15 protein-coding genes are annotated in these 24,074 nt (G+C 46.9%); 6 read left to right on the plus strand and 9 right to left on the minus strand.

All coding sequences use genetic code 11. The features are described 5' to 3' along the window. Window positions 1-77 precede the first annotated feature (77 nt). Window positions 78-545 (minus strand): GNAT family N-acetyltransferase, encoded by a 468-nt coding sequence (locus tag H9625_RS12605; RefSeq protein ID WP_191764638.1) that lies wholly within the window; start codon window positions 543-545, stop codon window positions 78-80. Window positions 546-968: 423 nt separating this feature from the next. Then, on the minus strand, window positions 969-1,406 hold the full coding sequence (locus H9625_RS12610) for an Hsp20/alpha crystallin family protein (protein WP_191764639.1): 438 nt from the start codon (window positions 1,404-1,406) through the stop codon (window positions 969-971). A gap of 345 nt (window positions 1,407-1,751) precedes the next feature. On the opposite strand from H9625_RS12610, the gene amrB reads away from it, so the two are divergent. Beyond that, entirely contained in the window at window positions 1,752-3,203 is a 1,452-nt protein-coding gene (gene amrB / locus H9625_RS12615) for an AmmeMemoRadiSam system protein B (RefSeq protein ID WP_225226424.1), read from the plus strand. A 22-nt stretch (window positions 3,204-3,225) separates the two neighbouring features. Further along, window positions 3,226-4,230: an AmmeMemoRadiSam system radical SAM enzyme gene (gene amrS, locus H9625_RS12620; RefSeq protein WP_191764643.1), complete on the plus strand. Its 1,005-nt coding sequence runs from the start codon at window positions 3,226-3,228 to the stop codon at window positions 4,228-4,230. A gap of 45 nt (window positions 4,231-4,275) precedes the next feature. On the opposite strand, the gene H9625_RS12625 is transcribed toward amrS, so the two are convergent. The 7 genes from H9625_RS12625 to H9625_RS12655 all read right to left on the minus strand — a co-directional run bounded on the left by H9625_RS12625 (window position 4,276) and on the right by H9625_RS12655 (window position 19,687). Beyond that, window positions 4,276-8,352 carry a hybrid sensor histidine kinase/response regulator transcription factor gene (locus H9625_RS12625; protein ID WP_191764645.1) on the minus strand — a complete coding sequence of 1,359 codons (4,077 nt, stop codon included), beginning with the start codon at window positions 8,350-8,352 and terminating at the stop codon, window positions 4,276-4,278. Window positions 8,353-8,458: 106 nt separating this feature from the next. Next, entirely contained in the window at window positions 8,459-10,879 is a 2,421-nt protein-coding gene (locus H9625_RS12630) for a glycoside hydrolase family 2 TIM barrel-domain containing protein (protein WP_191764647.1), read from the minus strand. Between the two features lie 45 nt (window positions 10,880-10,924). After that, complete coding sequence (locus H9625_RS12635; protein ID WP_191764649.1) at window positions 10,925-12,553, minus strand: glycoside hydrolase; 1,629 nt, start codon at window positions 12,551-12,553, stop codon at window positions 10,925-10,927. Between the two features lie 100 nt (window positions 12,554-12,653). After that, window positions 12,654-14,306, minus strand: coding sequence for a RagB/SusD family nutrient uptake outer membrane protein (locus H9625_RS12640; RefSeq protein WP_191764651.1), 1,653 nt, complete (start codon window positions 14,304-14,306; stop codon window positions 12,654-12,656). Between the two features lie 12 nt (window positions 14,307-14,318). Further along, window positions 14,319-17,369: a SusC/RagA family TonB-linked outer membrane protein gene (locus H9625_RS12645; RefSeq protein ID WP_191764653.1), complete on the minus strand. Its 3,051-nt coding sequence runs from the start codon at window positions 17,367-17,369 to the stop codon at window positions 14,319-14,321. A gap of 24 nt (window positions 17,370-17,393) precedes the next feature. Beyond that, the gene (locus H9625_RS12650; RefSeq protein ID WP_191764655.1) at window positions 17,394-18,911 is read right to left on the minus strand and encodes a hypothetical protein; all 1,518 of its coding nucleotides are present in this window, start codon (window positions 18,909-18,911) and stop codon (window positions 17,394-17,396) included. Window positions 18,912-19,498: 587 nt separating this feature from the next. Further along, window positions 19,499-19,687, minus strand: coding sequence for a hypothetical protein (locus H9625_RS12655; RefSeq protein WP_191764657.1), 189 nt, complete (start codon window positions 19,685-19,687; stop codon window positions 19,499-19,501). 123 nt (window positions 19,688-19,810) lie between these two features. Here H9625_RS12655 and H9625_RS12660 point away from each other — a divergent pair, with 123 nt between their 5' ends. From H9625_RS12660 to H9625_RS12675, 4 genes are all read left to right on the plus strand, one after another. Then, the gene (locus tag H9625_RS12660) at window positions 19,811-20,212 is read left to right on the plus strand and encodes a DUF5053 domain-containing protein (protein ID WP_013617506.1); all 402 of its coding nucleotides are present in this window, start codon (window positions 19,811-19,813) and stop codon (window positions 20,210-20,212) included. 297 nt (window positions 20,213-20,509) lie between these two features. Then, entirely contained in the window at window positions 20,510-22,963 is a 2,454-nt protein-coding gene (locus H9625_RS12665; RefSeq protein WP_191764659.1) for an FAD-dependent oxidoreductase, read from the plus strand. A 2-nt stretch (window positions 22,964-22,965) separates the two neighbouring features. Continuing rightward, on the plus strand, window positions 22,966-23,325 hold the full coding sequence (locus tag H9625_RS12670; RefSeq protein ID WP_087209182.1) for a winged helix DNA-binding protein: 360 nt from the start codon (window positions 22,966-22,968) through the stop codon (window positions 23,323-23,325). 105 nt (window positions 23,326-23,430) lie between these two features. Further along, window positions 23,431-24,027 (plus strand): epoxyqueuosine reductase QueH, encoded by a 597-nt coding sequence (locus H9625_RS12675; RefSeq protein ID WP_191764661.1) that lies wholly within the window; start codon window positions 23,431-23,433, stop codon window positions 24,025-24,027. Window positions 24,028-24,074: the final 47 nt, after the last annotated feature.

A 24,074-nucleotide genomic window follows, 5' to 3' on the forward strand; every position in this document is an offset into this window, starting at 1 on the left:
GCCCAAAGCACACACGAAAACGGATACATCAAGCCAAGAAAAACTTTTTGGAGAAATTCAAAACAGCTTCTAAAATCTCAAGATGAGGGAAAATCCAGATTTTTCTGGAAATACAGCATGTCTGTAAGTACTTTTCCGTCTTCTATGATGGGATGGTCATAGTGGAGCGTGAAGAAGTCCGGTACCGTGTGCGAATAGGTGAAACCACAGCTTTTGTAAAACGAGACCGTTTGTATGCTGTTTCCGGTTCCTACCATCATTGTTGTAAACTGCTTGCTGTAGAGCCGGCACAGATAGCTTATCATTTCCCGTCCGTAACCATGCCGTTGGAAAGAGGGTGCAATAGCCAGGTTTTTCAGTTCGCATACCTTGTTTCCTTCGTCCGTTACAACGGCAATGCCTATGGTATCTGTTCCGTGGTGCATGACATGCATTGTACCTCTTTCCAGGTAGCGGTCAATCATCGATTCTTGTTCGTCTGCCAGCAGCAGAAGTTCGAGGTATTCTTTCTTGTCGGTTTTTATTTCTGTTATTTCCATATTCATTGCATTTGTCTACAAGGATGTCGGTTGTATGTCCGTCTTCGACAAATATAGTCAATCCGAAATAAAAAGCGAATATTTGCATACATTATTTTTCGCAAATCAATATTGTTTCGCTATAAAAGATTGAATTATGCCAATCAGGAGTTAAAAGGGAGTTATAGGTAGTTATCGCCCGCCGGTGCGGGCTGGGAGTAAGATGCCCATACCTTTTTGCGCCGCTTCTGTAGAGACGATGTGCAGAGACGATGTGCAGAGACGATGTGCACATCGTCTCTACTACGTGGCATATACAAAATGCACAAAATAAATACCGCTAACTCCTGATTCGCATGAATTCCGCAAATGGCCCATGTAGGGGTAAAATAAAAAAAGCCGGAAACATCTAATCGTGTGATGTTTCCGGCTTCCGCCTACTGGTTACTATTAATGAATTTCAATCACTTTGTTGATTTTGGCTTTTTCTTCAGGCGTGCGTTTCGGCAACTCGATGGTCAATACACCGTTGTTGACGTTGGCGTTGATTTTATCCTTTTCCACATCGTCCGGAAGAACCAATGCCTGCTGGAATTTCGTGTAAGAAAACTCACGGCGCAAGTACTTCTTGTTTTCCTTGTCCTCTTCCTTGTTTTCGGTTTTCTTTTCCATCGAGATGACCAATTCGTTGTCTTCACTCAAGTGGATGTTGAAATCCTCTTTCGTCATACCCGGAGCCGCAACTTCAACCTTATAATCTTTGTCACTTTCTATCACATTGATAGCAGGTGCCGTTGCGTTGGCCTTTACCATCCAATCGTTATCGAAAAAGTCATTGAAAATGCTCGGTAACCATTCTTGATTGTAATTTCTTCTGCTCGGTGTCATAATCTTAATCTCCTATTTTTAAGTTCTTTGTTTATCAATTGTTCTTTTGAACTCCCTCTGCCTTTCGGCTTCCGAAGTTCACTTATAGATATGCAAACTCTGTGCCTTCGGACGGCACGGCTTTGCCTTTTAAACTTACGAAATCTATTTTAAGCAAAAAGCCTTTGCTTTTAAACTTTTGGAGAGCCGGAAGGAAGAAGTTTGTCATAAGGGATTGCCTATTTGGCAGGAAAGAAGAAAAAAAGTCAGTCGGACTTGATAGAGTGCCGGTTTTATGCTATATTTATCGGCATAAAGAGAGATGCCATGCATACGAAAGGAAAGTTTGTTTTAATCCTATTGATTATGATACATAGTATTGGAAACGCCTGTTCTTCGGGTGAAAAGCGTGTCCGTATGCCGGCGGTTGCCGGTGCTTTTTATCCGGCAAAGGCGGATACGTTGAGAAAGATGATAGCATCGTTCATGTCCGATGCTTCTTCGGTAGAGCCGGATAAGGAAGTGCAAGCGGTGATTGTTCCGCATGCCGGTTATGTTTATTCGGGTGCGATTGCATCCAAAGCCATAAAGGCAATCCCTGCGGATGCTGCCTATAAGCGGATATTCTTGCTCGGTCCCAGCCATCGGGCTGCATTCGATGGCGCTTCGGTGAACGGTGCTTTCGGTAGTTATGCCACACCGTTGGGTGAAGTGCAAGTAGACAAGGAGGCATGCGATGCATTGCTGCGTGCCGATACAGTCTTTACCTATGTGCCTGAGGCGCACGCCCGTGAACATTGTCTGGAAGTTCAATTGCCCCTCTTGCAAGTACATTTGCGCGATGTCCCTCCCATCGTACCGATTATCATAGGTACGCAAGACTTGGCAAAGTTAAGAAGAATCGCTCAGGCATTGCAGCCTTATTTTACTTCGGATAATCTGTTCGTTATCAGTAGTGACTTCTCGCATTATCCTTCGTACGAGGATGCCAACCGGGTAGATAAAGCCACGGGAGAAGCGATTGAGAGCGGTTCGCTCCGGAAGTTTCTGGATGCGTTGGAGATGAATGCCCGCGAGGGTGTGCCCCAATTGTTGACCGGTGCGTGCGGGCAAAGTCCTATCGCTGTACTCCTTTTATTAATGGAGGGGCGCAAGGATTTGCAAGTCCGCCATTTGGCTTATTGCAATTCGGGCGATGCCGTTTATGGAGATAAAGACAGGGTGGTAGGCTATCATGCTTTTTCGATAGTGAAGAAAGCGGAAGCGGATGCATTCTCTTTGACCGGGGAAGAGCGGGCGCAACTCTTGCAAATCGCCCGTAAAAGCATTGACTATGCACTTGCCCGACGGACGGATTTGCCCTACGATTCTACGAAGATGAGTCCTGCGTTGCAACAACATTGCGGTGCGTTCGTGACCCTTCATAAAGGAGGAAAGTTGCGGGGATGTATCGGGAATCTGGTAGGGTATAAACCGTTGTATCAGACAGTTTCTTCGATGGCACGTGCCGCCGCATTCGAAGACCCGCGCTTCTATCCCGTAGAAGAAAGCGAGATGAAAGACATTGATATCGAGATTTCGGTGCTTTCCCCTTTGCGGAAGATTCAATCCATCGATGAGTTCCAGTTGGGGCGGCATGGCATCTATATCATAAAAGGAGAGCATCGGGGGACGTTCCTTCCTCAGGTGGCAGGGGAAACGGGATGGACGAAAGAAGAATTCTTGGGGCATTGCGCACGCGATAAGGCAGGTCTGGCCTGGAACGGATGGAGGGATGCGGAACTCTATGTGTACGAGGCGATTGTATTCGGCGAATAAAAAGGGAAATAAAACGAAACGGATGAAAGAAGCGGCTTATTATATTTCGAATCCCGACGGGACGGTGGTATGTGTACTCTGCCCGCACCGATGCAAGATAGATGAAGCTAAGTGCGGGAGGTGCCGGAGCCGTATGAATCGGGGAGGGCACCTATATTCGTTGGCATACGCACGTATATGCGCTATGCACGCCGACCCGATGGAAAAGAAACCCTTGTTTCATTTCTTGCCGGGAGCGACTTGTTTCTCTATCGCTTCGGCGGGGTGTAACCTTTCGTGCCTGAATTGCCAGAACTGGTCTGTATCGCAGGTTTCTCCGATGGAAATCCCTTCTCAGACCTTGCTTCCCGAAGATTGTGTACGCCTGGCTAAGAAGTATGGATGCAGGGCGGTGGCATATACCTATACCGAGCCACTTACGTATCTGGAATATGTGCGCGATTGTGCTTCGGCTTGCCAAGAGGTCGGACTGAAGAACGTGCTGGTAACGGCTGGCTATGTGAATGAAGCGCCTTTACGCGACCTTCTGCCTTTTATCGATGCCGTAAACATCGATTTGAAATCATTTTCAGACGAGGTTTACCGGAAGGTAAGCCGTGTCCGGCTCCAGCCGATATTGGACACCTTATTGGCAATGCGTGATGCCGGCGTGTGGATAGAGATAACACACCTGCTTATCCCCACTGTCAATGATAACGAACAGGATTTCCGTGCGATGTGCTGCTGGCTGGTGACGAACGGCTTTGCGGACTCTCCTTTGCACATCAGCCGCTTTTTCCCTCGTTATCGTTTGCAGCAGCTTGAGCCTACTCCGTTGGAAACGTTGCTTGCTGCAAAGCAGATAGCAGAAGAGGAGGGGCTGCGTTTTGTCTATATCGGTAATACTTCTTTGCCAGATGTGGGGAATACTTATTGTCCGAGATGTGGCAAACGGCTTGTGAGACGTGAAGGGTATTGTGTCTCACAAGCAGGTTTTGTCGGCGTATGCCTGTTTTGCGGAACCAGTATTCCGGGGCAGTGGACTTGAGGGAGCAGTTCATGAGCGTTATCTTTACGATCTGCAGCGTGTACGTCATTCGTTTTGTCCGCTTTTTACTTTTTTCAAGTATTCGGAAGGCAGCATTCCATATTCTTCCTTGAAGCACTGGCGGAAGTAAACGGTACTGTTGATGCCTACTTTAAAGGCTATTTCTGAAATGCTGTATTTCCCTTCAAGCAGCAGTTTTTCAGCAAGCTGCATCTTTATTTTCCGGATAAATTCATTGGTAGACATTCCGGTTAATGCTTTTACTTTGCGATATAGTGTAGAGTTGCTCATGCAGAGGTGACTGGATAGAAAACTGATATCGATTGTTTCTGTCGATGAGAGGTTTTCGGTAATTACATGAGTCAGATTGTCGAGAAATTCTTTGTCGAGCTTATTCAATGAATCAGTCAGGATGCTATGTTTCTCTTCGATGTCTTTTTCTGGGGAAATCGGACTTGAAGCTGTGATATAGCGTTCAGACAATCGTCTGCGCTGAGCCAATAGGTTATTGATACGGCTATGAAGCAGGCTGGCACTGAATGGTTTGGTTAAGTATGAATCGGCCCCCGACTGATAACCCTCCTCTTTGTCTGCAAGCGTGTCTTTAGCCGTAAGCAGGATGATGGGGATGTGGCTGGTACGTATATCCTTTTTCAGCACTTTACATAATGCGGTTCCGTCCATGACGGGCATCATGATGTCGCTTACAATAATGTCGGGAATATATTCTATAGCTGCTTCTACACCTTCTTTTCCGTTGGTGGCTGTTTTTACCTCGTAAAGGTCGGTAAACGAATCGACCATGTAGTCGAGGATATCTTTGTTGTCTTCTACGATTAGGATGACGGGGCGCATGCTGTCTGCTGTTTCTTGCGATTCTTGGACAGGCAAAGCTTGGGGAGCTGCAGTTTCTTTCTCTTCTGTGGTAAGGTCGCGGTGAAGTGCCGAAGGATAATTGTTGGTTGCCACAATCCGTACGACAAAGGTGGTTCCTTCATTGAGCTTGCTATGGGCTTCGATGCTTCCTTCATGCAAAGCAACGAGATTTTTCACTAATGCCAGTCCGATGCCCGTCCCAGAAGCTTGATGTATGCTTCCCTCCTGGTAATAGCGGTCGAAAATGTGTTGCAACGCTTCGGGGCTTATGCCGTATCCGGTGTCTTGTACACTCAGTTCCAGATAGCGTACGTTTTGTTTGTCCGTCCAGTGCGCACTTATTGTGATTTGTCCTTTTTCGGTATATTTCAGCGCGTTGCTGATAAGGTTGTCAAGGATAATGGTCATGGCTTCTTTGTCGAAATACAGAATCATTTCTTCGGCATCGGTATGGATTTGTATCTTTATTTGTGAATTTTTGTTCAGTTCTTTGTATTTGAGTCCTATTTCGTACACCAGTGCGGCAATGTTTTCGCGGCATACACACAGTTTTTTATTTTGTGTTTCAGTCTTGCGGAATTCCAGTATTTGGTTGACTAACTCCAGTAGTCTGATAGCACTTTGATGGATGACAGCGATGCGGTGTCTGTCCTTACGGGTCAGTGTATGGCTTCCCATCATGTCTTCCAGCGGACCGATAATAAGCGTAAGCGGTGTACGCAATTCATGCGTAATATTGGTGAAAAAGCGCAGCCTTTCATCATTGAGATGCTGTTCCTGCTCATGATTCCATTTTTCCGATTCATACAGGTATTCCAGATTAAGGCGCCGCTTGTAAGTTTTCAAAAGGATAAAGGACAGGATAAGTCCGATTACGACATATACCAGTTTGGCTATCCACGACAACCAGAAAGGCGGTTCGATGTCGATGGATAAAGTCGTTATCATATCCGACCATTTTTGGTTACGGATACGGGTTTTGACCATCAGTTCATACTTGCCGTAAGGAACGTCCCTGAATGTAATGTTGTTCATGTCGGATATATACCATGAATCGCTGAGCCCTTTTAGCATATAAGCATATTCAACTTGTCCCTCCAGTGCGTAGTTTGGTACACTGAAAGCAATTTTAAAGCTGTTTTGTTTATGTTCCAGTTTGATGTGGTCACGATTGGTAAGAGGATAGGTTTGCCCTTTGCTTTCGGTTAAAGGGAACGGGGTCAGAATCGTTATTTTCATGAAAAGGGCTTTGGGGGCTTCTTTGGGAGATAACACTTGTTCGGGAGCGAAATAACAAAGTCCGTTGGTAGAGCCAAAATACAGGTTTCCTTTGTTGTCTTTGCATACACTTCCGGTAGTGAAACTGGCAAGGGGAATATTGTCTTTGTGATTGTAGTTATAGAATTGTTTTTCTTCCTGTTTGAAACAGGAGATGCCTTTATTGGTGCTGAACCAGATGTTGCCGGCATGGTCTTCGGTTATGGCTCGGATGTGGGTGTTGTCAAGTCCTTCGGTGCGTTGGTATTCTTGATAATCCAGGCTTTTCGGGGGAAAACATACCAGGCCGTCACCTGTGGCAATCCATACGTTACGTCGGGTGTCTTCATATATGTCGTTGACGGTATTGGATGGAAAGCCTGCGTATGTATCGAAAGTGTGTATCAGTTTTAAGTCTTGTGAATAAAGGAAGAGACCTCCTCCAAAAGTTCCTACCCAAATACGTCCTTGGGTATCTTTGATGACATCTCTTACTAAATTTTCGGGGATGTCTATGTGCTTGACAATCTTTTTGGAAGTCCGGTCTATCTGATATATTCCGTTACTGCTGCTTATCCACATCAGTCCGTTTCTGTCTTCGAAAAAGGAACGTACATCTGTTGTGCTCAGTTCTTGTGGAAACAGTTGGCGGAATGACTGTTTCTGGTTATCGAAATACATGATGCCTTTGCGGAAAAGTCCGAACCACAGATTGCCTTCCGAATCACAAAGAGCTGTCTGTATGGAATTTCCACTAAGATTTCCATTGTGAACCGTATAAGTGGCGGTACGTCGTCCATTCTCCAGTACGTTGATTCCTCCTCCGTCGGTTCCTATCCATAACCGATTGTGTTGGTCTATACATACGGCACTGGCTATGCGGGCATTCAGGTTGCTTCCAGGCATGTCTTGCGAATAGCAATAAGTATTGAATAATGTAGCGTCATTGTTGAGGAAGTTGACACCTCCGCCCCAAAGTCCTACCCAAATGTTGTTATTAGAGTCCTGAAAGATACTGCGTACGCTTGAATTGCTGAGACTGTATTCATCGTCTCCTTCACGGATGTGGCGGTAGTTGAGGTCTTCTGCCGATGAAAAGAAGCGTTGTGATAAGTCAATGATGGCTATACCTCCAAATTCGGTAGCTATCCATAGTTGTTTGTCGTTCAGTTGGCAGATATCAAAGATATTGTATGAAAGCAGGCTGCCTGACGTACCGAAATTCAAAAAATTTTTTTCTTCGGGATTAAACAGTGCCAATCCTTTATCTGTGCCTACCCAGATATCTCCGCTTTGGTCTTGATAAATACATTTCACTTCGTTGCCGGGCAGGGAGGTAGGATCGTTTTCATCATGTCTGAAATTTTCCACCTGTTTGGTCTTGAGTGAGAGGATACTCATACCTTCATATCTGTGTCCGATATATAAATTGCCTTTGCCGTCTTCTGTAGCAGTCCAAATATGGTTACCTGGCAATTGGGGTACAGTTGTCCGATTGTAATGAGTAAATGTGCCTGTTTTTTTGTCCAAATAATCAATGCCTTTCCAGTAAGTGGTTATCCATAAGTTTCCGTCTTTTGCCGGATAGATGCCTGTCACGTCATCGGTAGCAAGGCTGTTCGGGTTGTTGCTATCGTGCCGGTAAATGGTAAACGTATCATTCTTGTAATCGAATGCATTCAAGCCTGCCCGTTGGGTGCCTATCCACAGTATGTTTTCTTCCGGATCGTCTAACAGACAGTTCAGTTCATTTCCTGTTATCCCTTGTTCGTTGTTTTCTGTCTTGTAATATGTAGTGAAAGTGGTTCCTTCCAGTTTATTCAACCCTTCTTCCGTAGCAAACCAAAGATAACCATTCTTGTCTTCCGCAATATCGATGACAAAATTGTTGGACAATCCTTTTTCCATTCCCAGACGTTTGATGGTGTAGGTTTGCGACCAACAATTGAAAGCGTTCAGCAAACAGATGATAAATAGGAAATGTTTCATGTGGTTATATGTTTTTTCAGTTGGCAAAGTTTATAAGTTGACAAGGCCTTTGAATAGATAAAGCGGATGTTTCTTTACTCTTCAAAAACCCTGTCAACTGAAAAAGTTATTCGGCTTTCAAGGTTACTTCTGTACTTTTCAATAATGGAGATGTAAACTTGACACGGATTTCACCTTTTTCGCCTGTTGTCTGGATGTAGGCAAGCAGACGTCCGTGGTACACCCGTTGGCGGTTATCGGTATAGTCGCCCATGTCGCTGTTGTCCGAGTTTTCCAATCCCAACAGCTTTGCGGGACCTTCGATGTGGCAGGTGATGTTATTATCTCCCAGTTTCACAACCGTACCTTTCTCGTCTACCACTTCCACGGTGATGTGTGCGATGGTTTTGCCGGATGAAAGGGTATCACAGTCTGCGCTTGCCCGGATGGCATACGGACGTCCCGATGAAGTGATGGAATAGTTGGAAAGGACATTCCCGTTCGTATCACAGCCTTCCGCTTTCAGTTCGCCTGCCTGATACGGGATGTCCCAATAGATAATGCCGCTCTTGTCGTCATAGGGTTTCATCTTGCCTATTTCTTTCCCGTCCAGTAACAAGCGGGCTTGCGGGGCATTGGTGTAGCATACCACACGAATCAGTTGTCCCGGCTCATAATTCCAGATATCCCATGCATCTTGCGAAAGCCAGTCCTGTCCTTCCTTTATCGGATAGGTACCGATATAAGTTACCGGGTGCTCACACCACAAGGAAGCACGGAAATGTCCGCGGGGTTTCGGGAAGCTGCCGAAGTCCAACAAGCCTGTATAAAGTCCGCGTGAAGGCCAGCGTCCGGCTTCACCCAAGTAATCGGTTCCTGTCCAGATAAATTGTCCGAAGATAAATTCTTTGTCGCGCACGGCAAGCCAAGCGTCAAAGCCTACGCCTGTTTCGCTGCCGTAGATGATGCGGTCGGGATAGGTGGCATGGTCTTCATCGTAACGGTTCTCTGTATAGTTGTATCCTACTACGTCTACAGCTTCCGGATATTCTGTCTGATTGGACATGACTACACCTGCCAGTGCACCGGTTACCGGACGGGATGTGTCTACCTTGCGCACACAAGCGGCAAGCCGTTTGGCTATCTTGCCGATGCGCATGGCATCGGGAGCATCGGGCTTGTAGCCGCCGAACATCGGTTGGTTAATGGTAGTCCCGTCAAGAATCGGGTGTGAATAGGGGTCGTTCGGGTAGTCCACTTCGTTGCCGATACTCCATAAGAAGATGCAAGGATGGTTGCGGTCGCGGCGCACCATATCGGTTACGTCACGTTCAATCCATTCTTCAAAGAAATCAAAGGAACCGTCAAAGCTGGGTTCCCCTACATTCCAGCCTTGCACCCATTTGCGTTTCGGAAATTCCCATTCATCCGAAGCTTCATCCATGACAAGGAATCCCATTTCGTCGCACAAGTCGTAGAGTACAGGTGCTTGTGGGTTGTGGCTCATGCGGATGGCGTTAACGCCGATGGCTTTCAGGTTTTGCAGGCGGCGTTTCCATACTTCTTCCGGCACTACGGCTCCCAGTACGCCGGCATCATGATGCAGGCAGACACCTTTTACTTTCATCCATTCGCCGTTCAGGGCAAATCCTTTGTTGGGGTCGAATTGCAGGGTCCGCAGTCCGACACGGGTTTCACTTTCATCTATTTTCGTTCCGTTTTGATAAAGTCCGGTCTTTAGCGTGTAGAGATAAGGTGCGTCCAGGTTCCAACGGTGCGGTTTTGATAGTTTCAGGTTGACATTTTGTATGGAGATGCCTTTTTCCCCGTCTTTTATTTTTGCCTGTTGTTGGGCTACCAGTTTCCCTTCTGCATCATAAAGCATTGCTTTTACCTCCAGTTTTCCGCTGACATCGCTGTGCTTCTCCACTTCCATATTTACGGCTATAACCGCACGCTTGTCGGTAAGGGAAGTTGCTTGCCATCCTACACCCCATTGTGCGAAATGGGTTTCGGGAGCGGCAATCATCCATACATCGCGGTAAATGCCCGAGCCTGTGTACCAGCGGGAGTCGGCGTAACGGCTGTGGTCAATGCGGACTGCCAGTACGTTGTCTCCTTCTTTTAAGTAAGGAGTCATATCATACATAAATGAAATGTATCCGTTCGGGCGTTTTCCCAGCAGGTGTCCGTTCAGATAGACTTCGCTCCGGTTGTATGCTCCTTCGAAGTAGATGTAATGCCGCGGAGCATTGTCGGTTACTTGGAAATGCTTCCGGTACCAGCCGATACCTCCCGGCAAATAGCCTGTGCAGCTGGCAAGGGTAGGAGAGGCCTGGCCTTCTATCGACCAGTCGTGCGGCAGGTCAAGTTTGCGCCACTTGCTGTCATCGTAATCGGTTTGCAGGCTGAGTGAATCGTCTTTCAAGTTGAACAGCCAGCCTTCATTAAAGTTTTCGGCTTTACCGAAAGATACTTGCGCCTTTGCCGGGATGCATATCAGGCATACCAACAGGCATAACAGGGTATAAGTAAGTTTGTTTCTCATCGTTTGGATTTGTTATATATAATAATAGGTGTAAAGGTACAAACTTTATTTCAAAGTGTATACTACCGTGGTTACACTTTCCGCATCCAATATTACTTTTTCATCTGTTGCGTAGTTTTTTTCTTCCAGGTTCTTGTCTTGTGTGGTAGTGTAAGTCGTAATGGAAGCTACATCGCCGTTCCAGCCTTCCCGGGTTTCGTTCAGCCGGACACCTTTGTCAGAATAATTGGTATAGACGGCTACTATCTCATCGGCTTCGGGCGATATCCATGCCGAACCGAAGAAGTTCATAGATTCGCTTAGTTCCATGGCAATGCGGCGGTATCCCGGACGGATAAAGCGGCTGTAGTTGCCCAGCACCCAAAGGGTAGGCATGGCTTGGTAACTTCCTCCGTTACGCAGCAGTCCGGTATCTCCTCCGTCACCGGTCCAGCCGTCAGGTACCAGCGAAATAAGCAGGAAACGGTCTTTCTGTCCCCATTGCGAGATATCCATCGAAGTCCAATAACTCCATGAAGTCACTCCGGCTACGGTCAGGTCGTTGTGGATGACGCGCGACATATAGAGGGCAATATCCATGGTTGTGGCTGTATCATAACTGCCGAATTCGGTAGAGCTGTAGTTGTCTCCCAGCATGCTCCATTCGGTTTGCCAAACCTCCAGTCCGTACTGGGCGGCTGCTTGCGCCATGCGTTCGCGGGCATTCCGCATACCGTCCCATGTACCGTCTGTCCAATAACTATGCCCGCCAATTAACTTTTTCACATGACTCAAGTCCCCGATATAAGCCGATGACTCCGGTTCGTAAAAGGCTTCCAGCACCTTACTGCGGTTTGCATCGTCTTTGATGGAATAAAGGTATGTCCATTCAGCTGCCTCTCCAGGCAAGATGTCAGTAGAAAGATCGCGTTCGGTCAGTGCATTATCCAATTCACGGATTAAGCGTGCCGCTTCGTCATTTGTCCATGGACTTCCTTCCTGTCCGCCGTCGTTCCAGCTGAATTGCGGTTCATTGATGGGGGATATGTGGGTAATATTGTATCCTTCGCTGATGTAGTGGGCGGCTACGTCTGCCATGTAAGCGGCAAAGTCATCGTAACAGTCCTCTTTCAGGTTTGATTTATTGCTTTCCGATGAAAATCCTTTTCCGTTCTTGGTATATTGCACGGGTGGGGTGTTGCTGAACAAGACGAATTGGTCACAACCCAATTCTTTTGCCTGTTCCATAAAATAGCGTTGCCCTTCGCAACGGGTCCAGTCTAAGGTCAGGTCATCGTTCAGATACGATTCGGCACGGCGTGAAACGTTCGAGATACCGCTCTCGTCTCCTTGTTCCATGCTTCCGCCTCCCATGTTGACACGCCACATCGAGAGTCCGATGCCCTTGGGCTGTCCGTCGGCGATTTCCGAAGAAAAAAGCAATTCGGCTATCTCATTCCGGTTATTTGTCCAATATTTGCCTACAAAAGCAGGTGTCCAGCAGTCGGAAGCGGCAAATCCCTTTATGGTCTGAAAGGTTTGTCCGGCATTGATGGTTACCGTTTTTTCCACACTTGCCGATGGTGTGTCCGGCTCTTCTTTTTCTCCTCCTCCTTGTTGCGGAAGAGTCTCGGCATCACTGCAAGCTGAAAAGTTGATTAGTAAGGTTGAAAAGAGAAGTAGTTTGAGTTTCATGGTAAGATTGGTTTTATGAAATTAAAAAGCCGCGGATAATCGGCAGGATTACCCGCGGCGTGTGACATGTAATGTTGAATTATGGTTTACCTATTGAAAATTAGTTCCATCCCGGATTTTGTTCAAGTACACCGTTTGACATCGTAATTTCATTCAACGGAATCGGGAACACAAGGTCACGGTTCAGTTGGAATGTGCTGCCTTTGTCACTGGATTCACCTTGGTTTGCCCATTCCAGCGGGTCACGAGTAGCTTCGTTCAAGTTCCATTGTACAAAACTTCCGTTCGGACCAAGGATGCTGGCGATTACCGGTTGGCCGCTATCGTCTTTCCAGCGGCGGATGTCATACAGACGGTTTTGTTCGAAAGCAAGTTCCAGACGACGTTCCTGGCGGATGGCATCGCGAAGTTGATGTCCTGTAGCTGTAACAGCCGGCAATTTGGCACGGGTACGTACGCGGTTCAATGCTTCTTGTGCATCGCCGTCCTGTCCCAATTCGTTGCAGGCTTCGGCATACATCAGCAATACATCGGCAAAGCGCAGAATACGGTGATTCAGCGGGCTCTTGTCGGTATTGTAGACTTCCGGACGGTCTTCAAGCGGCAAGAAATACTTGCGGATTACGCGCGGAGACTTATGTTGGGAGGGGTCGATAATGTAGCAATTAGGATCCCAACCATATTCTTCTATCAGATCTTGTGCATTGGCCACGGTAGAATTGTTCTCTACGAATTCATTGAAACGATTTTCTCCGGCAATTTCGGTACAACCAGCTGTGATGATGGTCCATTTCAAGCGTACCGTATCGCCTGCATCAATAAAAGCTTGTTCCAAATTAGCAGTAGGTAAGCACCAGCTCCAGCCGTCACCAGGTCCGTTACGTGCACCGGTTACAGTGGCAAGCGAACCTCCTAAAGCTAAAGTCGCATGATATTCATATTGTACCTCGAACAGGCTTTCGATGCTGTTGTCGTATTCCACATCCCATACTTGACCGAATTCAGGCAATAAATCGTAAACACCTGAATCGATGACGGTTTTCAATACATCGTGAGCTTCTTGCCATTTTTCTTGGTATAGATAAACTTTCCCTAACAAGCCTAAAGCGGCTCCCTTAGTAGCACGTCCCACTTTTGCTGCCTCATAGCTTTCCGGAAGGACTTCTGAAGCGGCAAGTAAGTCTTCTTCGATAAATTTATAAACTTCTTCTGTTGAAGAACGCGGTATATTGGTTACGTCTTCCGGCTGTAAGAAATCGGTTATCAAAGGCACACCGCCGAAGTTTCTTACCAATTCAAAGTAGAAATATCCGCGTAAGAAGCGGGCTTCACCGACCAGTTGGTCACGTAATTGGGTATCGGCCACATCTACTTGACTGATTTGGTTAATGGCAACATTGCAACGTAAGATGCCTTTGTAGCGGTATTGCCAGAAATTGGAGATAGGGCCGTTGCTGGCACCGTTACCTTGGTAGTGTGCCAATGAGATATAGTCGCTTTGGCTTTGGGTGGTGTTTCCCATCCAGGCATCGTCGCAACACATTTCAGAAAGTAGCCATACTGTATTGATTTGCCACCATCCTCCACAGGTTATATCTTGGTAACATCCCGTAATGTATGATTCGCATTCTTCTACTGTCGTAAAGTAGGAATCCAGGTTTAATTGTCCGCGCACTTCTTCGGTCAGAAAGTCTTCACACGAGGTGAAAGTCAGCGCGGCACCCAATGTTAATATGCTAAGTAAATGTTTCATGTCTGTCAGTTATTAAAATTTAAAGTCAATGCCGAACAAGAATGTACGCGGATTCGGATAAGCGGTGTTATCGATACCGGTATTGATTACGCTACCTGAACTGTCGGTTGTACCGTCTGCCATCGGACGTTCGGGGTCCATACCCGAATAACCGGTGATGGTGAACGGGTTCTGAGCCGAGAACGAAATGCGCAGTTGAGAACCGCCTACCCATTTTTCGGGCAAGGTATAGCCAATCTGCAGCAATTTACAACGCATGTACGAACCGTCTTCTACGTAGAAACTGGAAACACGGTTGTAGTTCAAATTCAGGTCACTGTACGACAGGCGTGGAATGTCGTTGCTGGTGCCTTCGCCGTGCCATGCTTCTTGCAAAGTGCCTGCCCATACGTTCTGACCGTTAGCACCTGAATACAAGCCTTTGGTGATATTGAAAATATCATTTCCGAAAGTGCCGTAGAAGTTAGCGGCAAAATCAATGCGTTTGTAGCGCAGACCGATGTTGATACCCATCATCAGGTCGGGATACGGATTGCCGATAAATGCCTTATCATTGGCATCCAATACGCCGTTGTGGTCCAAGTCTTTGAAACGGATGTCACCCGGTTGTGCGTCCGGTTGAATCAACGTCCCGTGTTCATCGGTATGTGCGTACACTTCTTCCCAGTTTTGGAACAAGCCGTCGGCTACATATCCATAGAAGCGTGAAATCAGACCGCCGTCTTCGTTGCGGATGATAGAGTCGCTGTTGAAACCTCCGGTATAAATCGGACCGTCACCCGAGAACTTGATGGCTTTGTTGCGTACGGTAGACAGGTTCACGCCGATGTCATACGAGAAGTCTTTGCCGATTTGGTCGCGCCAGCTCAGTCCCAATTCCCAACCGCGAGCCTGCATGCTACCGATGTTCATCCATACGGTACTGTTCCAGTTCGGGTAACCGATGTACAGCGGAGTTTGTTTCTGATACAACATGTCTTTTGACTTCTTTTGGAAGTATTCGAAGGTAACGCCCAGGCGTGAGTTCAACAATGACATGTCGATACCTACGTTCCAGTCTTCTACGGTTTCCCATTTCAGGTCTGTGTTACCGATTGATGAAACGAAATAACCGTTCGTGATGCTTCCACCGTAAGCATATTGGGTTTGGTCAAGTAATGTTACGGTAGCATCGTTATCAATGGCTTGGTTACCTACGCGTCCCCAACCTCCACGGAGTTTCAAGTCGTTGAAGATTTCTTGATCTTGCATAAATTCTTCAGCCGTGATGCGCCACGATGCAGATACGGCCGGGAAGAGAGCGTATTTATTGCCTGAAGGGAACCGTGAAGAGCCATCGGCACGGAGGGATGCGGAGATGTAGTAACGGTTGTCGTAGTTATACATCACACGTCCCAAGAAAGAGACCAGCGTGTTGAAGGTAGTTTCACCAAAACCTTCTGCCGTGGTCGGGTCACCGGCATTCACTTCTTGCATCTGATCCAAGTTATTAGGTACGTTGTCGCGGGTTGCCTGTACATTGTACCATGCATAGCGTTCTGCGGTGAAACCTGCCATTACGTTGAGGTTATGCTTCTCGGCAAAGGTATCAATGTATGTCGCTGTATTGGTCCAGTTCCAGTCCAGCCATTCTTGTGACTGACGGGAAATGTCGCTCAAGTCTTGTTTTTCCAAAGCATCCATATAGAACTGCGGCACGAAGTGATCGGTACGGCGGTAGTGTGCGTTGGCACCGAACTGGGTACGCAAGGTCAGCTTTTCAATCGGGTTGATTTGCAAATAGGTGTTGATGATAGCACCCATTTCACGTGAATGGTCATTCGCACGCGCCAATGAACCGGCAGGGTTCCAAGTCTGGTTGTTGTACGAACGTTGGTAGTTGTTGTACACATTGTCTTCCCATTGGTCTTCGGGACGGAATACCGGAGTAGTCGGGTCCATTGCCATGGCAGAAGAGAATTGGTTAGGGGTATCGTCCCACGATTCCATACGCGGAGCGATGTCGAATCCGAACTTCACATATTTATTAAAGGTATATTCGGTATTCAAACGGGCGTTCAGCTTGTCCCAGTAACCTACATCAAACTGAGAGTTGCTGCGGTAGTAACCCAAGCTGAAGTTGTACACCAATTTGTCTGTACCGCCTGATACGCTCAACGAATAGTTTTGAGTCAAGGCAGCTTTGTTGACTACGGTATCCCACCAGTCTGTTCCGCCCGGATTGGTCGTTGCACCCGTGTCGTTCCAGTTCGAAGTCAAGCCGTCATTTGTATAGCGGGTGTTATACACGTCTTTGTATTCGGAAGGACCGGCAACGTTGGGTTTCGAAATGGTCTGGAAACCTACCGAAGCGGTAAAGTTCACGCGGGTTTGTCCGGCTTTGCCTTTCTTGGTGGTAATCAGGATTACACCGTTTGATGCACGTGTACCGTAGATAGCGGCTGCCGAAGCGTCCTTCAATACTTGCATTGACTCGATGTCGTTGCTGTTCAAGAAATTGATGTTGCCGCTAATCGGCATACCGTCGACTACGTAGAGCGGGTCGGAACCGTTGACGGTGGTGACGCCACGGATTAATACTTTCGGCGTTGCACCCGGACTACCGGCACTGGTTACTTGCACACCGTTTACCTTACCTTGCAAAGCGTCCATGGCATTGCCCGTAACGGTCTGGGTGATGTCTTCGCTCTTTACGGTAGAGATAGAACTGGTCAAGTCGCTCTTCTTTACGGCACCGTAACCGATGACTACGACTTCATCCAGCAATTCAGAAGCTTCTTTCATCACCAAATTAATGGTGGTGCGTCCGTTGACCGGTATTTCCTGTGTTTCGTAACCAACAGAGGAGAATACCAATACGGCATCCGATGCTACATTATCTAATGTATAGTCACCGTCTAATCCTGTAATGGTACCTGTGGTTGTACCTTTAATCTGTACCGTGGCTCCGATAAGTCCCAAATTGTCGCTTGCCGAGGTCACAATACCTTTCACCGTAATCTGTTGGGAAAATCCACAAAGACTAATCAGCGTAAAGCAGCATAAAAATAATAGTTGTTTCATATTTTCGATTTTAAAGTTACAATATTAATTAGCCGGAACAATCTTACCACGTCCCAAATGTGCATCGAATTCAAAGCGGTAGTTTCCGCCGATTGTAACAACAGGTTTTACCCAGTTGTCGCCGACGACAGTACCATCTTCCCAACGCTGGTTGGTTCCTTCCCAATTTGGATTCACATTATTCGCCTTACTGAAATAACCGAATTTCTCTGGATTTGCCGAGTCGTCACAACGCCATTCTACGTTATCCCACCAGCCTGCCGGATGGTAGTTTGTGATGATAAAGTTCATTTCACCGGCTTCTTGTGTCCATCTTTCACCTGTAGCAGGATAGTAGAACAAATGTGGGTTATCAGCGTCTTGTACGAACAGATGATTGCCGGCATCTTGAGGAGAACCGCCCCAACCAATATAGAAATTGATATATTCTTGTGCGTTCGCATCCCAGAAAGTATTAGTGCCGTACTCATAGTTAATGGGGTCTGTAGCCTCATCTACCGAATAAGTACGCATTGAGTATGTCAAATCCAGTACATTAAAGTCTATTTCATAATATACACCTGCCTCGTCCAGTACAATAGGCAATGCAGTTTCCGGATCATACGTCAACTTCGTTTCATCATTCGGGTCAATACCGAAGCAAATCGGAGCAAAATCTGTTTTCTGTGGCAAGAAGAAGATTTCGGTACCGGCTTCTTTATTATAATAACGTGCCCGATATTGGTATTCGGCAGGGTGATTAATAAGCATGGGAACGCCAAAGACATCGCTGTTCAGTTCAGCGGTTGTAGCTACATCAGCCAAATACATCTTCGGGAAGTTCTGCATCTCCGATACATTAATCGTACTGGTCACTACAGTCTGGTTGCCTACCGCATCCACGGCTGTTACCGTCATTTCGTAGGTAGCTTCTTCGCTGGGGAAAACAATGCGTTCAGATACATCAATTGATGATTGTCCGGCAGCGTCAACTTGGAAGTTCTCAAATTCGGGAATACTGGGGATATTGATCGTCACATAATCCAATGCACGGTCATCTGTTACTGAGAAATTTAACGTAAAACCTGTCTCTGCTGCAATAAGCACCGTAAGGTCGGAAGATGGTCTGACAGTAAATGTCGGATTCTCGAAGTCTCCGTCCATTGTAACCAATACTTCTTGTGAGGTGGAACGTCCGCCTACGTCTGTAATGGTAACATTAATGGTAAAGCTTTCGCCCAACTCATCGTTTGCCGTTGTAAAGCTGTAACTCAAGTCGTACTCCGTTTGAGGCTTTCCATAGATTTCAATTAAATCAATGGTTTTGTTTAAGTACAAGTCCGCACATTGCAGCTGGATGGTTGAGATTCCATCCGCATCGGTCAGTCTGCCTTCAATGGTAAAGGTACGTCCCGCTGCTGACTGGATGTGCAAGGTGTTCATTTCGGCAACTGGTGTTTGCCCGTCTACATCGGGATAAGTGTCATCGTCACTACATCCCGTCACACATAGGCTCATTGGTAGGAGTGCCCATAGTGCCAGATTTAAGAAATGTTTCTTCATGCGATTTATTTTAAAGTTAATTACGTTTGCAAATATAGAGAAATCATAAATTAAAACAAATCTATAATCGTGCAAATCACATGCACAAATCTTTCAAAATGCCGTTTGAATGCATTCTGTGCCTGTTTGACCGGATTAACACACGTTGCCGGATTCGTGTTTCCGGCTGGTTGCATATCTGTTTTCGGCCGGATGGCAATGGGCAAGAAACAGACTTAGTTTTATATTCCACGGGCTGAAACGTATATTCCGCGGCGTGGAACGTATATTCCATGGGCTGGAACGTACATTCCACGCTGTGGAATATAAAAGCAATTCAATGGAACAAAGGAAATCATTTGTTTCATCGGATGAATGTATGGAGGTTCGAAGGCTTCCTAACCAGAACTTTCTCTCATTGTGATGTAAAATAGTGACTGAAATATTTGTTGATAAACGAAAGTTTATCTATTTTTGTTGTATCAATAATGCAAATCGATAATGGAGAAAGAAATTGAAAAGCTGGAATTGCACATTGTCCGACTGGAACAAGCAATCCGGCAAGTACAACGGTTAAAACGAATGGGATTAGCCGATGAAAAAGCGAATCAAAAGATTGATGAATACTTAGAAGCTGTTTTGAATTTCTCCAAAAAGTTTTTCTTGGCTTGATGTATCCGTTTTCGTGTGTGCTTTGGGCGATTTTTTGGTCCTTTCCGCTCCTGTTCTTCGTCAGATAGCCCGCTATCTTCCTTATCACAGAAGCGAAAATGCCTCAAAAACTCATCCCAAATCATCGCACGATAAATTCAAAACAGCTTCTTAGATGGTATCATCAAGGCAAAAAGAGAACTTGAAGAATTAAAGAAAAAATAGAACTTACAGAGGGGGACCTCCCTCCTTTCTTAAATTAAAATAATATGGAGAAGAATTTGAAACAAGAACTGGAACTGTTACGTGATGAGCTTGGCACACCTGCTTTTGACGAACGTTTGGATCGTATGGAAGGTGTATATACATCGGAAGAAGATAAAAAACTAATCGGTGAGTATGTGTCATTGATGTTGGAAGACATAGGAACAGGAGTGGATGAAGTTAATAAAGGGCTTGAGACCTTGCAGGTGGTTAAAAGCATTTCAGACATGATTTCATTCAAATATATCGCTGAAACTTATTTTAAAAAGTCGAAGGCATGGTTCTCGCAACGGTTGAACGGTAATGTGGTGCACGGCAAGGTGTGTCGTTTTACGGATGAAGAAATGCAGACGCTTCGTTTTGCCTTGCAAGATATCAGCAAAAAAATAGGCTCTCTTTCCATTTAGGGTGGTTTTATACTTCCATATAATATGAATCCGCATTCGGGCATAATATATACCCTCTGAAAACGAAGATATACTTCATCGGCAAACGAAGTATATCTTCATTTTCAATGTGGCGGGCTTCCCCTTTTCCTATATATCAGTTTTCATCTGTAGGCAGCATTTCTTATAAGCAGAGCTGCCTAATAATTGTTAACTTGATAAATATTTTCCATTGGAAATTTTGTATTGATGAAAGTTTATTGTTTATTTGCAAAAGTTTCCAATGGAAAATAATGTAAACGAAAAATAAAAAGACGTATGAAGATTCTTATTGTAGGAGGAGTAGCGGGAGGAGCCACAGCAGCTGCCCGCATCCGTAGAAATACCGAAGAAGCCGAAATTATCCTGTTCGAGAAGGGAGCTTATATTTCGTATGCCAATTGTGGATTACCTTATTATATAGGTGGGGTTATCGAGGAACGCGAACGGCTTTTCGTACAGACGCCCGAAGCGTTCGGGAAGCGGTTTAACATCGATGTGCGCACGCTTTCGGAAGTGACGGCTATCGACCGGGAGCGGAAGGAAGTGACGGTCCGTACTGCCGAGGGGAAAGTGTATCGGGAAAGCTATGACAAACTCTTGCTTTCGCCGGGGGCGTCGCCCGTGCGTCCGCCTTTGAAAGGTATCGATTCGGAAGGCATCTTTACCTTGCGGAATGTAACCGATACCGACCGTATCAAGCGATACTTGGACGAAAAGCAGGTGAAACGCGCGGCGATTGTAGGCGGAGGCTTTATCGGGTTGGAGATGGCGGAAAACCTGGTGCATGCCGGAGTAGAGGTCTCGGTGGTAGAGATGGCAGACCAAGTGATGGGACCTATCGACTATTCGATGGCTTCGCTGGTGCACGGACATTTGATGCAAAAAGGGGTGAAGCTGTATTTAGGGCAGGCGGTAGAGGCGTTCGAACGGACGGATGCGGGCTTAGGAGTGACCTTCAAGTCGGGTATCCGCTTGCAGGTGGATATGGTGATATTGTCTATCGGAGTGCGTGCCGAAACGCGCCTTGCCTCGGAAGCAGGATTGAAGCTGGGCGAGATGAAAGGCATTTATGTGAATGAATATCTGCAGACTTCGGATGAGGCTGTTTATGCCGTGGGGGATGCGATAGAGTTTCCGCATCCCGTTACGGGAAAGCCGTGGCTGAATTTTCTTGCCGGTCCGGCAAACCGTCAGGCACGCATCGTGGCGGACAACATCGTATTCGGGAACAAGGCTGTGTATGAAGGTTCCATAGGTACGTCCATAGCCAAGGTGTTCGATATGACCGTGGCATCTGCCGGCTTGCCTGCCAAGCGTTTGAAGCAAATGGGAATTGCTTACCTTTCTTCTACGACGCATTCGGCTTCTCATGCCGGTTATTATCCGGGTGCGTTGCAAATGGCGGTTAAAGTAGTCTTTTCGCCCCAAGACGGAAAGCTGTACGGGGCGCAGATAGTAGGATATGACGGGGTAGACAAACGGATTGACGAGTTTGCCCTGGTTATCAAGCAAGGCGGAACGGTGTACGACCTGACCCGGCTGGAACATGCGTATGCACCTCCTTTTTCTTCGGCAAAAGACCCGGTGGCAATAGCCGGTTACGTAGCCGGAAATATCCTGAGCGGAAAGATGACACCGCTGTATTGGCGCGAATTGAGGGATGCCGACCTGAGTCGGGTGACTTTGGTGGATGTGCGTACCCAAGATGAATTTGAGTTAGGAGCCATTCCGGGGGCTGTTAATATGCCGTTGGATGAATTGCGGGAGCATCTGGATGAGATACCGCGGGATAAGCCGGTGTGGGTGTATTGCGGTGTAGGGTTGCGTGGCTATCTGGCAAGCAATATCCTGAAAGGCCATGGATTTAAAGAGGTGCGCAATCTGGCCGGAGGCATTAAGACGTATAAGGCTGCCGTGACACCGGTGGAACTGCCTTCGGAAGGCACCGCTTGTGTTTCGGCTGGCGGGGAAAAAGATTCTGGAACGGATATGCAGCCAGACAAGGTGATAAAGGTCAATGCATGCGGCGTGCAGTGCCCCGGACCGATACTGAAGCTGAAGCAAGGAATGGAAGCGTTGCAGCCCGGACAATGTCTGGAGGTAAGTGCTACCGATGCCGGATTTCCACGTGATGCAGAAGCGTGGTGCCGTACGACAGGTAATCGTTTCCTTTCGAAAACGGAAGAAAACGGAGTGTATCGGGTGCGGATAGAGAAAGCCCAGGCGGTTCCTGCCGTAGGACAGAAAACGGCAGTTGGCGGGAAAGGCAAAACTTTTATTCTTTTCAGTGATGACCTTGATAAAACTTTAGCTACTTTTGTACTCGCAAACGGAGCGGCTGCTACGGGTGAGAAGGTGACCGTCTTCTTTACGTTTTGGGGACTGAATGCCATTAAGAAGGAACAAAAGCCGAAGGTACGGAAGGATATTTTCGGCAAGATGTTCGGCATGATGCTGCCTTCTGATTCGCGGAAGCTGAAGCTCTCGAAAATGAATATGGGCGGAATCGGTTCGAAGATGATGCGGTATGTCATGAAGCAAAAGGGAGTGGACTCGCTCGAATCGCTCCGCCAGCAAGCCATTGCCAACGGGGTGGAGTTCATAGCTTGCCAGATGTCGATGGACGTGATGGGAATAAAGCGTGAGGAACTGCTCGACTGTGTGACGATAGGTGGCGTGGCGACCTATATGGACCGGGCCGGTGAGGCAAATATGAATCTGTTTATTTGATTATGGAAAAGATACAATGTATATGTGTGATGCGCGACTTGCTGAAGGGGCTTTCCGAACTGGAGAACCGGCTGGAGGAAGCTTACGGGGTGTCGCTCAACGAGGCGATGGTGTTGTGTAGTGTGGGAGCGGAAACCGTGACGGCAGGAACCATTATCTCTTGTACGGGATTGACTTCGTCGCATGCTTCGAAGGTTATCCGTTCGGTAGAGGATAAGGGCTTGCTGGCACGCAAGCTGGGCGAGCAGGACAAACGCCAGATGTATTTCACGCTTACGCGGAAAGGAAAAGCTTGTCTGGAGAATATCAAGGAGCAGGGGGTGGAAGTGCCCGAATGGCTGGCTCCGTTGTTTTTTAGGTAACAAGGTCACGAGTTGACAAGGTGGCAAGGCTTTAGATACATAGGTAGAACTATTTAGGACCTTGTCAACTCGTTACCTTGTCACCTCGTCACTTCATTAAAAAGTATGAAAAAGAAAAAAGAAGACTGGGAAGTGCCGGGCAATGCCGGACAGGTATTGCTGCATACATGTTGTGCGCCTTGTTCATCGGCAATTATTGAATGCCTGATGCAGCACGGGGTACGCCCTACCATTTATTATTGCAATCCGAACATTTATCCGGAAGAGGAATACCGGATCCGGAAAGAGGAATGTACCCGTTATGCACAGGCGTTGGGCTTGGATATCATCGATGCCGATTACGACCACGAGGCGTGGCGTTGTGCGGTTCGTGGCTTGGAAGGGGAGCCGGAAAGGGGAGGGCGTTGCCTGCAATGTTTCAGGTTGCGTTTGCGTGATACGGCACGTTATGCCCATGAACACGGTTTTACGGTGATTACTACTACGCTTGCTTCTTCACGTTGGAAGAGCTTGGACCAGATTAACGAAGCCGGACGCTATGCCGTAGAACCTTATCCCGACGTGACGTGGTGGAACAAGAACTGGCGGAAAGGCGGGTTGAGCGAACGCCGCATCCAGATTATCAAGGAATATGATTTCTATAACCAGCAATATTGCGGGTGCGAGTTCAGCATGCGGAAAGAAGAGGAAAATACTCCTTAAAGTTTATTGTGTGGTGTAAAGTTTGACTTCTTTTTCCTCAACTCACG

Source organism: Phocaeicola intestinalis (assembly GCF_014837065.1).
Lineage (GTDB): Bacteria > Bacteroidota > Bacteroidia > Bacteroidales > Bacteroidaceae > Phocaeicola > Phocaeicola intestinalis.